We start from the raw sequence: 13,142 nt of genomic DNA, 5'->3' as shown, positions 1-13,142 counted from the left end.
GGTTATAAGCAACCCGACCCTACCGGAAAACACCGATGGCTATGAAACCCAGCTACACCACGTCCTGGGACACGATCATAAGACACTAGCCCATCTTATTAAAACCGTGCCAAGAAATTGCTTTGGCATGACAATCTCTCAACCGAAGAAAATTGAAATAACTAGGACGAATCGACATTCACCGCAGCCAGATCATTGCGGGGACGAGATAGACGAGCCCCTCGAAGTGTATTGTTCTTCGGTCGTAGCGCGTTGCAAATCTGCGGAAGTGCTTCATTCGATTGAAGCACCGCTCGATGCGGTTGCGATATATGTATGCGAGTTCATCGTGTGGAATGATGACCTTGCGCGAGCGTTTTGATGGGATGATTGCCTTGGCTCCCATACTGGCAATCATCTCGCGCAAAGCGTTACTGTCATAGGCTTTGTCAGCCAGAACAGCACCGCCGCTTTGCCCCTCCAGAAGAGCTGGCGCTCGGGTGATGTCGCTTACCTGACCTGCGGTGACGATGAAACGCAACGGTCGGCCCAACGCATTGGTCAGCATATGAATCTTGGTCGTCAGTCCGCCTCGGGAACGCCCCAGCGCCTGATCCTTGCCCCCTTTTCCGGTGGCTGCCTGTTCATGGGCGCGGACGATCGATATCTGATGATCGACAGCACCTAGAGCCGCATTGAGGCCGGTAAATCTACCGCCGATAATAGCTACTTCTCTGGACGGTGAAATCTCGCCGGCTTTNGCATCGTCTGGACGAGTACCATATCGGCACTCCCCATGGATTTCTCCAAATGTTTNGTGTCATCGGAACGCTTTCCAGGCTGCAATATTGTTGCTCTGCCACGAAAGAACGATATGGATGAAATGGACCGTCAGGCTGTCCATCGCTCGAAANCTCAGTTGGAAATATCATGAACGCATTGACCTGGACCTGGAGTATCGCCGGCTTGACCGCGCTCGGTGTCATTACGCGACCTTTTGCCTGGCCGGAAGCGATATGGGCGGTTCTCGGTGCGCTTTTGCTTGTCGGTTTCGGTCTCATCGGTCCTGCCGATGCCTGGGTCGGCATTACTAAGGGCACGGACGTCTATCTGTTTCTGATCGGCATGATGCTGTTGTCAGAGCTTGCACGGCGGGAAGGGCTGTTTGACTGGCTGGCCATGGTCGCAACGACCCATGCCAAGGGTTCGCCTAAACGTCTTTTTGTTCTGATCTATGTTGTTGGTGTGATCGTCACTGTGTTCCTTTCGAACGATGCGACGGCGGTCGTACTGACGCCTGCGGTTTACGCAGCCTGCCGGACGGCAAAGGTCAAAGACCCGATGCCCTATCTCCTCATCTGCGCCTTCATCGCAAATGCCGCCAGCTTCGTCCTTCCCATCTCCAATCCTGCCAATCTGGTGATTTTTGGCGGTGGAGAGATGCCGCCACTGTCGCGTTGGCTTGCGACGTTCGGTCTGCCTTCGATCGTGTCTATCCTCGTGACCTTTGCCGCGCTGTACTGGACGCAGCGTTCTGTCATTCGTGCCGATAGCGTCGCCTCCAATATGCAGTCAGCTCCCATTTCATCGAGCGCCAAGCTCGCCGGTTTTGCTTTGTGTGGTACGGCGGTGATCCTTCTGGGTGCTTCGGCCCTGCACATGGATTTGGGTCTTCCGACATTTATCGCTGGCAGCCTTGCCACGGCTACGGTGCTTTTGATCAACCGGGGTAGCTTTGTTGAGACGTTGAAGGGTGTCTCCTGGAGTGTACTGCCCCTCGTTGCCGGGTTGTTCGTCGTTGTCGAGGCGTTGAGCCAGACCGGGCTGATAGACCAGCTTGCGCAATATCTCTCTCAACAAGCGTCGACATCTCCAACCTGGACTGCTGCGGGCGCAGGTGCGGCGGTGGCTTTGACGACCAACCTCGTGAACAACCTGCCGGCTGGCCTGGTCGCCGGAAGTGCGATCCAGTTGGCGCATGTATCTGACAAGATTGCTGGCGCGATTTTGATAGGCGTTGATCTCGGGCCCAACATTTCCATCACGGGATCGCTTGCCACGATACTTTGGCTCAACGCACTTCGTCGCGAAGGTCTGAAGCTTGGAGCCTGGGCTTTCATGAAANTTGGTATTGTTGTGACAGTGCCAGCATTGGCAGCATCGCTTTTCGTGCTCGTAATGCAATGATTACGATTGTCTGAAAGTGTTGCCGCTCGCTGGGTGGTTCTATGCAGCGCCCATATGAGATGGTTTTTGATTGCCGGACGCAGCCACGTCATGGCGATCGATATCCTCACCTGTTGGCTGAATAACCGGGTTTCCGCGGCGGTCGCGCAGCACTTCCACCGCTATGCCGTAGGTATTTGAAATAAGCTCTGGTGTGACGATATCTCTGGGCGCGCCGCTTTGCCTCAACCTACCTTCCGATATGACCAGAAGATTATCGGCGTATTGGCATGCAAGGTTCAGGTCGTGCAACACGACCACAGTCACCCAGCCATTACTCCGGGTTTCTTGTCGCACCAGGTCCAGCAGACCGACTTGATGTCTGAGATCCAGTGCACTGACTGGCTCATCCAGCAACATCGTTTGCGGGTCACGCATCAGGACCTGCGCGAAGAGTGCCATCTGCCGTTGGCCACCGCTGAGGGAGGATATATCCCGGTTTGCAAGGTGTCCTATTCCCGCTTGATGAAGTAGTGTCATCGCGACGTCCAACGTTTCATCGTCAATATGCAGGGACAATTGACCGGACCGTCCGAGTGCAACGACTTCGAGTACGCTGAGCGCAATATCGACCGTGGTATCCTGCGGCATATAAGCAAACGTATCGCGCCAGTTTTTGACAAGCTTGCGGTTCTTTTCTCCTGCACGCAGAGTACGATCACCGACACGTATGGAGCCATTGGCCAGTGGCAAGTCTCCAAACATGGCGCGCAACAAAGTTGTTTTGCCGGTGCCATTCGGACCGATTACGGCATGAACTTGTCCCGCTGCCAGCCGCGCGCTGAGTTGCTGTACGACTGCCTGACCGCCACGCTCTATCGACACCTCCTCAAGGATCATCATCGGCTGCGCCTCTTCGGAGCAAAGATGAGCCATAGGAGGAACGGCACACCCACAATCGCCGTGACGATCCCGACGGGGAAGAGAGCCCCCGGAACGATGGATTTCGACAGGATCGACGCAGCCGATAACATCAAAGCACCGCTTAAGATCGACATGGGTAGAAAGAACCGCTGGTCTTCGCCGACGGTCATGCGGGCTATGTGCGGCGCGACCAATCCGATAAAGCCGATGACACCGACGAAGCTCGTCGCCGTTGCAGTCATGATGGCGACGATGATGAGCACTTTCATGCGCAACAAACGAACATTCACGCCCAGGCTTGCGGCTCGCATTTCTCCCATTCTGAGCGCAGTCAGTTTCCAGCAATCCGCCATCAACAGCACGCAGCAGATCGCGGTCACGGCGGCTGTGAGGGTTACCGTCGGCCAGGTTGCCTTGCTGAGACTGCCGAACAGCCAGAACAGGATTTGTTGAGACAGCTCCGGCGAAGACAGAAACTGAATAAGTGAAAGGAGCGATTGAAAANGAAACAGAAGCGCTATGCCGCCAAGGATAATCGTTTCTGTTGCGATCTGACGCATGGAGGCAAGGAAGAACAGGAAGAGTGCCGCCAGCATGGCGAAGACAAATGCCCCCAAGGGAACCGCGATCATCGCATCGATTCCAAGCCCGCCCACAGCCAGCACAAGAGCCGCGCCGAAGCCTGCCGCCGCCGCCATACCCAGAGTGTAGGGACTTGCCATCGGGTTATTGAGCAATGTCTGCATCTGTGCGCCACCTGCACCCAGTGCTGCACCAACACAGAGTGCCATCAGCGCCATTGGCAGGCGCAAACCACGCACGATCGAATCGGTCATCGTTTCTCGCACGCCAATACCGGTCAAGGATCGTACGACCTCGGACGGAGAGAGCATCGATGGCCCCGTTGCTATGTCAAGTACAAGGCTGATCGCCATGAGGATGAAAAAGATCAAAACGATCCGCCAGCGGCGNCGCTCGCGCAGCCTGTGCTCACCAATAGCCTCAGCGTTGCGGGCAGCAATTGTCATGAAATACCTGTCGTGCAGAGCTTGTCGTGAAAGCGAACGCCCAGTGAGAGGCGTTCGCAAATTGTTGCCTCTCCGTTACTCGGTAACGGCGATGGCGAAGGTGCCTTCGGGTGTTACAGGCAGATACTTTTTGTAGTAGCCAAGGTAGTTCGCGATTGGGTCAACATCCCCGAACTGCTCTGGATAAAGCTGCTTGGCGATATACTGGACCAGCGCGAAATCCGATAGCGTGCGCGATCCACCCTGATAGACGCCGAAGAGCTTGCCGTTCTTGATAGCGGGCAACTCACTCCAGCCTTGGCGTGTCTCGAAGGCTTTCAAGTTTTTNCGCGCATCCGCCTCTTTTACGCCCGGGCCCATAGGCATCGCTGTCGGGTTCTTGTTGTCTTCACGTCCCGAAATAAAAATAACGTCCGGTTTCGCCACCAGAACCTGCTCTGGATTGATAGGACCCCACCACTCCACGAAAGGTGCAGCAATGTTGTCGCCACCTGCCAGGGTGGACATCGCGCCCCACATATTCTTGCCGTAGGTAAAGGAGTATTCCGCCGGGCCCTTGTTGCCAAACTCCACATATACTTTCGGTTTTGGCTTGCCTGACTTGGCGACGCGATCCGCAATATCCTTCATCGCACCCTGATAGAGGTCGGCGATCTCGTTGCCGCGCTGATCCTGTCCCGTCAGTTGGCCGAATAGCCTGGTGGACGCGACGTGACGCTCAACCGTCTGAGCGTTATAATCGACGACGACGACAGGAATGCCTTGTTTTACCAGCCGCTCGGCATCAAGCCCCAGTGCCTTGAACTGCCAGTCCGCAAGAATTACGAGATCAGGGTTCAAGCTCAGGACTTTTTCGACGGAGAAGGTCTGCGTGTCCACTTCGCCGACATCCGTTATATCAGCGAGCGACGGCCGGTGCGCCACGTGCATCTTCCAGTTGGCCGGAACTTTCCCAACCCATGCTTCTCTGGAAATCCCGACGACGGAATCGTAGGCTTTTTCGCCACCGACTGCCATGTAGTCCTCGAAATAAAAGCCCAGAACGACACGCTTCGCCGGAAGGTCAACCTTAACTTCACGCCCGATCACGTCGGTTATCGTCTTCATTTCTGCCATGACGGGGGAGGCTACTACGAAANCCGAGAGCAACGCAGCAAGACCGCTAATAAATGATTTCATAATAAAGATCCAAGGGTTGAGATGCCGCTGCTCTAATAAATATGATAAATTAAGTCAATTTAATTGGCGATGGATTCCATCGTATTTCCAACTGAATAATGGTTGGTTTTTCTGATGTACTGTTCTGAGACATGGTTGCATAGCCACGGTAGCGAGAGCTGTGTCCGGTAGTGCAGCTACATAACAGTGCTGGGAGGAGTTTTGATAACAGCTACAGGGCGTACGGATCGATTGCGATCTTACGCCATCAGGTGTGTGAATGATTGTAAACGCCACCACGCCGTCTGCTGTGGTGGGCGTTTCGTTTTCAAGAAGTGCACTGTTTTGAGTTGCCACTAAGCGTCAACGCAAAAAANGAGGCGGTCAACTGACCGCCCCGTTTTCAAATTCGATGTCTTAATTACCTTAAGCAGGGCGCTCTTCGCCCGCATTGGGTCGCCAAGTGATCAATTTCTTCTCAACAACATCGAGTACAAGATCTATGAGGAGAACAAAGATTGCCAGGATGATGATGCCTGCAAACACGCCCACTGCGTCGAAGTTACCTTCCGAGCGTGCGATGAGGTAGCCGAGGCCAGCCGATGCGCCGAGATATTCGCCGATGATTGCACCGACGACTGCAAAGCCGACCGAGGTGCGAAGCGAAGACAAAATCCAGCTTGCCGCAGCAGGGAAGTACACATGGCGCAGAAGGTCGGAACGTTTTGCGCCGAGGATACGAGCGTTCGATAGAACGACCGGGTTTACTTCTTTGACGCCCTGCATGGCGTTGAAGAAGGTGACGAAGAATACGAGCGTAACCGCAAGTGCTACCTTCGACCAGAGGCCCAATCCCAACCAGAGAACGAAGATCGGAGCCAGAACAACGCGTGGAATTGCATTGACAGCCTTGATGAAGGGATCGAGCACGCGGGCGACAAACGGGCTTAGCCCAAGCCATACGCCTGCCGCGACACCGAGGCCTGTACCAATGAGATAACCCAGAACAGTCTCGCTCAGTGTTATTCCCACATGCTTGTAGAAACCGGCGTCAGCTATCCATGTGACGACCTGTTTGACGATGTCGAATGGGGCGGGAAAGAAGAACCGATCGATCACCGCTGTCGTAACGCCAAGCTGCCAACCGCCCAGCAGGACAACAAGAAGCGCGACCTGAATGAGGCGAATGTTAATGGCGTGCATAGCTTTTCTCCACTTCGCCGCGTAGGGATGCCCAAATGTCGCGGTACAGGGTCATGAATTTCGGATCGAGTTTGATTTCTGCGACGTTGCGCGGACGCTCCAGATCGACAGGGAAACTCTCGATAACGCGGCTTTTCGGACCGGCTGCGAGCACCACGACACGATCACCCAGAGCAATGGCTTCTTCGAGGTCATGGGTGATCATGACGACGGCCCGGCGGTCTTCCTGCCAAAGCCTCAGAAGCTCGTTTTGCATGAGGTGTCTGGTGTGGATGTCCAGCGCCGAGAACGGCTCATCCATCAAGATGACCTTTGGCTCAGTTATGAGGGCTTGGGCCATCTGCACGCGCTTGCGCTGACCACCGGACAATTGATGCGGAAAGCGTGTTTCAAAGCCTTTCAGACCTACTTTCTCCAGCCATGCCAGCACCTTGCCGCGCCGTTCTGCCTCTGGGACGCCCNTGAACATGAGACCCAACTCGACATTCTGATACGCGGTTTTCCAGGGAAGAAGAGCATCCTGCTGGAACAGATACCCGATGTTGTTTTGAACGCCGTTGACAGCTGCGCCGTCGATAGAAACGGCACCTTTCGCGGGCTTCAGCAAGCCCGCGATTGCATTGAGGATGGTCGATTTGCCGCAACCGGTCGGCCCGACGATGGAGAGGAATTCTCCATCGCCGACCTTGAGATTGACGTCCTGAACGGCAACAAAGGAACCAAACGCCATCGTGACGTCGTCAATTGCCACCATTGATTTGGCTTGAGCATCTGCCACTGGCGTTAACTTTCTAATTGTCGAAGACATTGACAAGCCCTCACTGTGCGGGCTTCGAAGCCGTGGCCTCGACGAACGTGTTGGTATAGGTGGTGTTGAGGTCGATTGTGGCCTTGGCGACCGCATCGTTGAAGCTTTTCAAANCCATCAGGGGTGTTTCCAGATCGCCGGGAACGAACTTGCCGTCTTCCGAGAAGATCGCCTTCGCAGCTTCCACAGCCTTGATATAGGTCTGCTTGTCGCCAGACACGAAGTCGTCAGGAAGCTTCTCGACAATCTCTTCGGCTGAGTGCGCCTTCATCCAGTGCAAGGCCCTGACGGTGGCGTTGGTCACTTTCTGAACTACTTCGGGATTTGCGTCGATGTATTCCTGTGTCGCGTAAAGAACGGATGTTGGATAGATGCCGCCGTAGACGTCCTTCGCTCCTTGGTCGCTACGTGCGTCGATCAGAATTTTGCCCAATCCGCGCTCAACGACAATCGTGGCCGCCGGGTCATAGTTTACCAGCAGGTCGATTTTCCCCTGCTGCAAAGCGGCCACGGCTGCTGCACCGGAACCAACGCCAATGATGGAAATATCGTCTTCACTCAGATTGTGTTGCTTCAGGTAATAACGAATGAAGAAGTCAGACGACGAACCGGGTGAAGTGATACCGACTTTCTTGCCTTTGATTGTCTCGGGCTTTGCAGGGTCGAAGTCCGTGTCGTTGGTTCCAGCAAGAACCAACCCGGAGTTGCGTGCCAGCATCACGAAGCCGACAACATGTTTGTTTTGCGACTGCATCTGGATCGTATGGTCATAGAAGCCGACTGCCACATCTGTTGAACCAGCAACAAGAGCCTGGAGGACCTTGGAGCCGCCTTGGGCAAAGTTCTCGGTGGTAACGTCCAGACCTTCGTCCTTGTAATAGCCGAGGCTTGCAGCCACAGGGAAAGGCAGGTTGTTGAGATTATACGATCCGACACTCATTCTGACTGACTCGGCATTCGCGGATGCTGCAAGTGCACAAAGCGCCGTCGCTGCTAACAGGTATTTACGCATAGGGGTCTCCTCCCGGTTGTCTTTGTTGTTTTGCCAATGTGGCGTCTTTTAAGCTGCGTTTTCGATCGCCGTATTGGGTTTTGCGAAAACGTATCCTTCAAAAAGTCGGCGGGCCGTCCTCACGAGGCCAGCCGTAATCGTACCGTTTCTCATCTCCAGCTGAACATCGAGACGACCTGCTGGATGCTCGATCTGAATCTGGGTCGGTACAGTGAGCTTGCCTGCATCTTCGAACGCTATTGTTCCATCTGTCACTGCAGCTGTTGCAATGCCGACAGCACCGGTCGTTGCGAGAGCAGGATGGCATTCGCTGGGCATGAAATACCGCACTGACAGCGTTCCGCCTTTACGGGCTGGAGATATCAGAACTGGCTTCGGGATAACCATGTCGGTCACGTCTCCCATGCCCATGAGTTGACCTGCCTTGATGCGTATGCGGGCCAAGCGTGCTATCAATTCACGGTTTNCAGTGAGAGCTTGAGGGTCTTCATAGCCCGTCAAACCCAGATCGATAGCGCGGATGAGCACCATCGGCATCGCGCAGTCGATCACTGTCACAGCCACGCCATCAATGATGTCGATGGCCTTACCCGTTGGCAACAGTTTGCCGGTTTTGGCGCCTGCGGCATCCATGAAAGTCAGCGCGATCGGAGCGGCCAAACCAGGGACACCATCAATTGAGGCATCACCGAGATAGATGACTTCATTGCCGTGGGTGGGCACCTTGGCCTCGATCAACTTACCGGTGTTCACGTTGTGGATGCGAACAAGTGTATCTGTCCCTTGTCCCTGAACCAACCCTGCTTCGATTGCAAAGGGACCGACGGCAGCCAGCATGTTGCCGCAATTGGGCGAGTAGTCGACATATTGCCGGTCTGTGCGGACCTGAGCAAATAGGTAGTCGATGTCCGCGCCCTCAACTTTAGACCGACCGATGATGGCAACCTTCGAGGTGACAGGATTTCCGCCACCGATGCCGTCGATCTGAAGGGGATGTCCAGAACCCATAATCGATAAAAGTGTTGCATCCTTCTGAGCTTGATCACGGGGAAGGTCCGATGCCAAAAAAANCGGCCCACGAGACGTTCCGCCGCGCATCAGTACACAAGGTATCTTTNGAAGGTCGTTCATGGTCGCCTCAATCTTGCATTTGATGGATCAATCCATCGAGTTGTTGCAATATGAGGAAGATAACCTTATTTGTTAAATGCAATGTTTTGGAGGTTTATTGCGATATGAGCATCAATTGCGAAATTCTGGATTTGCGTGCATTTCAAGCTGTGGTTGAACTTGAGAGTTTCCATAGGGCGGCGGACGCGCTCCATCTATCTCAGCCCGCTTTGACACGACGTATCCAAAAGCTTGAACAATCCATTGGGGCACCCTTGCTGGAACGCACGACGCGACACGTAGCGCCGACGGCCATGGGCCAAGAGGTAATGCCGCTTGTGAGGCGAATGCTGGAGGAGTTCGATGGGTCGCTATTTGCGATGAAAGAGGGGACGCAGCGTCGTGGGTTGATTACGATGGCCTGCGTGCCAACGGCGGCCTTCTACTTCCTTCCGACCGTCATCAAAACATTTAGTGAGCAATATCCTCATATAAGGCTTCGTATCCGAGATCTCACAGCCAATGACGGGCTGCAAGCCGTAGCGCGAGGCGAGGTTGAATTCGGGATCAATCTCATGGGCAACTCGGACCCGGATCTTTCTTTCGAGCCACTTATTGACGACCCATTTGTTCTTGCAATGAGAAANGATCATCCACTGGCGAGGTTCGAGTCGATCCAGTGGAATCAGCTTGAAGAGTATCCGCTTGTGGTCGTGGATCGCTCAAGCGGTAACAGAACCTTGCTTGATGGCGCGCTGGCGAGACACAATCTAAAGCTGAATTGGACATACGAGGTGACCCACCTCAATACGTCTTTGGGTCTTGTCGAAGCGGGTTTAGGCATTTCAGTGTTGCCCCGGCTGGCAACCCCGCAAGAGGAACACCCTTTCTTGGTGTCGCGACCAATTGTCGAGCCTGTTGTTTCTCGAACGATCGGCATTGTTCAAAGAAGAAGTAGCACCTTGTCGCCAGCCGCTGAGAAGTTCGTGGAGATGTTGTTGAAGACCTGGAAAACACCGTAGTTAAACGTCGCATAGAGGGGTGTTGGAGTTCTTTGACTCATCTTTNAGTCGTTATATGCGCGTCGCCAATGATATTTGGGTGTCGGACGATGCTGGTAAGCCGAACGTCATCAAGGGGAGTTGGGCAACCCGTGCAGGATCATCGCTGCGGCACCGAACGCCACTGTATCTGTGGCCTCGATTTCAGGGATTAAAATGCTTGGCTGAAGAACCCGTGCTCCCTCGAAAGGCCTGCTTCTGTTAAAATCGAGCCAGTATGCAAGCCGTCGGCGAACGAGGCGCGGGAGAGTGCCGCCGATGAAGATCGCCGAAGGTGCCAAAACGGATGTAATCATGAAGGCGAGACGGGCGGTTTCAGGTCCTGCCCGTTCAAGCCACGCGTCCAACACGCTTGCGTGGTTTNCAAGATAGATACCCCATTGGTCCGGGGAGCGGCCTGTCGGTATGGTCCCAACAGAGGTCTCGCACCAGGCCGCTAAATCGGCGAATGAGGGCCGTGAGAGGCCCCGTGGGCGAAGCGCGCCGACGTCGCCAGCATTTCCCAGATTACCACGATAAAGTTCGCCGCCGATGACGAGACCGCTGCCAATGCCTTCCGCCAGATACAAATATGCAAANTTGTCGTGTCCGGCGGCGTTTCCCAAGGCAAGTTCGCCGACGGCCGCTGCGTTTGCGTCATTTTCAATGATCACGGGNCAACCAAGCGTTTCGCGCAGAGACGAAGCGAGATCGGGCCCCGCCCAGGCAATCACTTCGTCGGCAAGATCGAGTTTNGTTGCACCCTGACGAAAGCGCGTCGGCATTGCCACGCCTGCACCAAGCAGCAGGTTTTCGTCGACATCGTACGACGCAAGAAGACTGGCCTTGCTGTCATTTATAGTTTTCTCAACGTTGCGGAATGCCTCGTATGGCCCGTCCAGATGATGTTCACCAATTCGTTCGCCGCAAAAATCGAGCAAGGTCAGGGTTAGAGAATAGTGGTTGGCATGGACGCCAAGGGCGTAGCCGACATTGCCTTGAAGCATCAGATCGATGTGAGGTGCGCCACGCCCGCCGTGGCGCCTTGCACCTTCGATGATAATGCCCCGCTTGATCAGGTCGCGGGTCATCATGCTCACGGCTGCCGGTGTAACGCCGCAAAACTCAGCGATCTCCGCACGTGAAGCCACACCCTTGCGGCGAAGATGATTGATCACCGCGGCCTGCGTATTGCCAATACCGACCAGGGGCGAATGTCGTTTTAGCACCGTGACGTCCTTCGGATAATTAAAAACGCGATGTCATAAATCTATTACTTAAGCAACTTAATTAAATAATCACTTTCAATCGGATTATTCTCCATGAACAAATTTCTGGCTCTCCTTTCTTCCGCGGCGATGTCTGCGCTCGTCGCAAGCGCTGCGCATGCAGAAGACATCACCATCAAGCTCTCGACACTCGCCGATAAGACAGCGCCGGGCCGCATCACCAACATTGAAGGTGCGGCAAAGATCATGAACGAGCAGTTCAAGTCCGCAGGCGTTGACAAGCGCATCGTCATTGAAGCCAACAACAGTGCTGTTAAGGGCTGGGACGATCTGGCACTGGAAACCTTGAAGGCATTTNCCGTTGGTCAGGGTCCGGATATCTACGTGGTAGCTCACGAGTGGATCGGCCAGTTTGCTGAAGACGGTTACGCCTTGCCGATGGATGAGCGGATTGCCGCTGCGCCTTGGGTTTACGGCGATATCCTGCCGGTGCTGTGGAATTCGGCCAAGGCCAAGGACGGCAAGATTTATGGCGTTCCTCAAGACGCTGAAATCCGTATGTTCTTCTACAACAAGGACATGCTGCGCAAAATCGGCAAGGATGAAGCCTTTATCGAGGGCCTGCCTGCCAAAGTCGAAGCGGGTGAGTTTACGCTTGATGATTTGACGGCGCTTTCAAAAGAGGTGGTTGATGGCAAAGCTGCGCAATACGGCATGCTGCACCGCCCCAATGTCGGTATTGATTACCTGATGGTCTTTCAGTCCTATGGCGTGAAGTTCATGGATGAGAAANCCGGTAAGCTGGTTTNNCCCAAGGCCGAGATGACCAAGGCATTGAGCTGGTATGAGCGCAATGCCAAGGAAGGCGTTACCCCTGTCGATAACACGGCCATGAGCTGGGAGGCTATTCAGGGTGCCTTCAAGCAGGAAAAGGCTTTCATCTTCCATCAGGGTGTCTGGGCGGTAGCCTGGCAGGTGGGTGAAAAGAATGGTGCGACGTGGCCAAACGATAAGGAAGGCTATTTCCACAAGATCGGCTGGATTCCTGCACCTGCCGCTGAAANGGGTGGGAAGCCCGCTAACCTTTCTCATCCGCTGCTCTACACGGTCAACGCCAAAAGCAAGAATGCCGACATCGCCGCCGATCTCGTAGCGCTTGCGACATTGCCATACTTCAACAACGAACATGCCGTGACGTCTTTCCACACGGCTATCAGCAACGCACAGACAGCGATGCCGAAATACAAGGACAACTGGGTTTTGTCCGCCGCCTCGCCAATGATGGAGCATGCCCAATTCGTGCCTAATCATACGCAGTTCGGCAGCTACAACAAGGTATTGTTCAGCGGCTTGCAGGCGGTTGAGACCGGTAAGATGACGGCGGCCCAGGCTGTTGACTTCATTTCCGATGAGCTCGAACTGCAGTTCGGCAAGGACATCGAAATCCGCGACTCGGCCAGCAACTGATCCCGCATCTTCTCCCTG

General features: G+C 54.4%; 12 protein-coding genes. 3 read left to right on the top strand and 9 right to left on the bottom strand.

Translation table 11 applies throughout. The annotated features are described in order from the left end of the window. Window positions 1-178 precede the first annotated feature (178 nt). On the bottom strand, window positions 179-586 hold the full coding sequence (locus CUC55_RS06340) for an IS5 family transposase (RefSeq protein WP_245304022.1): 408 nt from the start codon (window positions 584-586) through the stop codon (window positions 179-181). 323 nt (window positions 587-909) lie between these two features. On the opposite strand from CUC55_RS06340, the gene CUC55_RS06335 reads away from it, so the two are divergent. Continuing rightward, the gene (locus CUC55_RS06335; RefSeq protein ID WP_103087304.1) at window positions 910-2,166 is read left to right on the top strand and encodes an arsenic transporter; all 1,257 of its coding nucleotides are present in this window, start codon (window positions 910-912) and stop codon (window positions 2,164-2,166) included. Between the two features lie 39 nt (window positions 2,167-2,205). Here CUC55_RS06335 and CUC55_RS06330 read toward each other — a convergent pair whose 3' ends face one another. The 7 genes from CUC55_RS06330 to CUC55_RS06300 form a co-directional block, all read right to left on the bottom strand. After that, window positions 2,206-3,048, bottom strand: a complete 843-nt coding sequence (locus CUC55_RS06330) for an ABC transporter ATP-binding protein (protein ID WP_067652428.1) — start codon at window positions 3,046-3,048, stop codon at window positions 2,206-2,208. Further along, on the bottom strand, window positions 3,045-4,097 hold the full coding sequence (locus CUC55_RS06325) for a FecCD family ABC transporter permease (RefSeq protein WP_103087303.1): 1,053 nt from the start codon (window positions 4,095-4,097) through the stop codon (window positions 3,045-3,047). Before CUC55_RS06325 ends, CUC55_RS06330 begins: the two co-directional genes overlap by 4 nt. A 75-nt stretch (window positions 4,098-4,172) precedes the next feature. Continuing rightward, entirely contained in the window at window positions 4,173-5,114 is a 942-nt protein-coding gene (locus tag CUC55_RS06320) for an ABC transporter substrate-binding protein (RefSeq protein WP_425352761.1), read from the bottom strand. Between the two features lie 567 nt (window positions 5,115-5,681). Further along, entirely contained in the window at window positions 5,682-6,458 is a 777-nt protein-coding gene (locus tag CUC55_RS06315) for an ABC transporter permease (protein ID WP_067652425.1), read from the bottom strand. After that, window positions 6,445-7,212: an ABC transporter ATP-binding protein gene (locus CUC55_RS06310; RefSeq protein ID WP_170063833.1), complete on the bottom strand. Its 768-nt coding sequence runs from the start codon at window positions 7,210-7,212 to the stop codon at window positions 6,445-6,447. Before CUC55_RS06310 ends, CUC55_RS06315 begins: the two co-directional genes overlap by 14 nt. Window positions 7,213-7,276: 64 nt before the next feature. Beyond that, window positions 7,277-8,278 (bottom strand): ABC transporter substrate-binding protein, encoded by a 1,002-nt coding sequence (locus tag CUC55_RS06305; RefSeq protein ID WP_170063830.1) that lies wholly within the window; start codon window positions 8,276-8,278, stop codon window positions 7,277-7,279. Between the two features lie 48 nt (window positions 8,279-8,326). Further along, on the bottom strand, window positions 8,327-9,409 hold the full coding sequence (locus CUC55_RS06300) for a 4-oxalomesaconate tautomerase (protein ID WP_103087301.1): 1,083 nt from the start codon (window positions 9,407-9,409) through the stop codon (window positions 8,327-8,329). A 104-nt stretch (window positions 9,410-9,513) separates the two neighbouring features. On the opposite strand from CUC55_RS06300, the gene CUC55_RS06295 reads away from it, so the two are divergent. Further along, on the top strand, window positions 9,514-10,410 hold the full coding sequence (locus CUC55_RS06295; RefSeq protein WP_103087300.1) for a LysR family transcriptional regulator: 897 nt from the start codon (window positions 9,514-9,516) through the stop codon (window positions 10,408-10,410). A gap of 110 nt (window positions 10,411-10,520) precedes the next feature. Here the strand turns inward: CUC55_RS06295 and CUC55_RS06290 are convergent, their stop codons facing one another. Next, the gene (locus tag CUC55_RS06290) at window positions 10,521-11,606 is read right to left on the bottom strand and encodes an ROK family transcriptional regulator (protein WP_425352760.1); all 1,086 of its coding nucleotides are present in this window, start codon (window positions 11,604-11,606) and stop codon (window positions 10,521-10,523) included. A 144-nt stretch (window positions 11,607-11,750) separates the two neighbouring features. On the opposite strand from CUC55_RS06290, the gene CUC55_RS06285 reads away from it, so the two are divergent. Beyond that, window positions 11,751-13,124: an ABC transporter substrate-binding protein gene (locus tag CUC55_RS06285; RefSeq protein WP_103087298.1), complete on the top strand. Its 1,374-nt coding sequence runs from the start codon at window positions 11,751-11,753 to the stop codon at window positions 13,122-13,124. Window positions 13,125-13,142: the final 18 nt, after the last annotated feature.

The sequence above is a fragment of the Agrobacterium bohemicum genome (assembly GCF_002896715.1).
Classification (GTDB): domain Bacteria; phylum Pseudomonadota; class Alphaproteobacteria; order Rhizobiales; family Rhizobiaceae; genus Agrobacterium; species Agrobacterium bohemicum.
Note: the sequence above shows the minus strand (reverse complement) of the source record. Positions and strands in the feature narration are given on the sequence as shown.

Coding starts and splice junctions, on each gene's coding strand:
- CUC55_RS06330 (WP_067652428.1), bottom strand. CDS start 3,048: ATGATGATCCTTGAGGAGGTGTCGATAGAGCGTGGCGGTCAGGCAGTC.
- CUC55_RS06315 (WP_067652425.1), bottom strand. CDS start 6,458: ATGCACGCCATTAACATTCGCCTCATTCAGGTCGCGCTTCTTGTTGTC.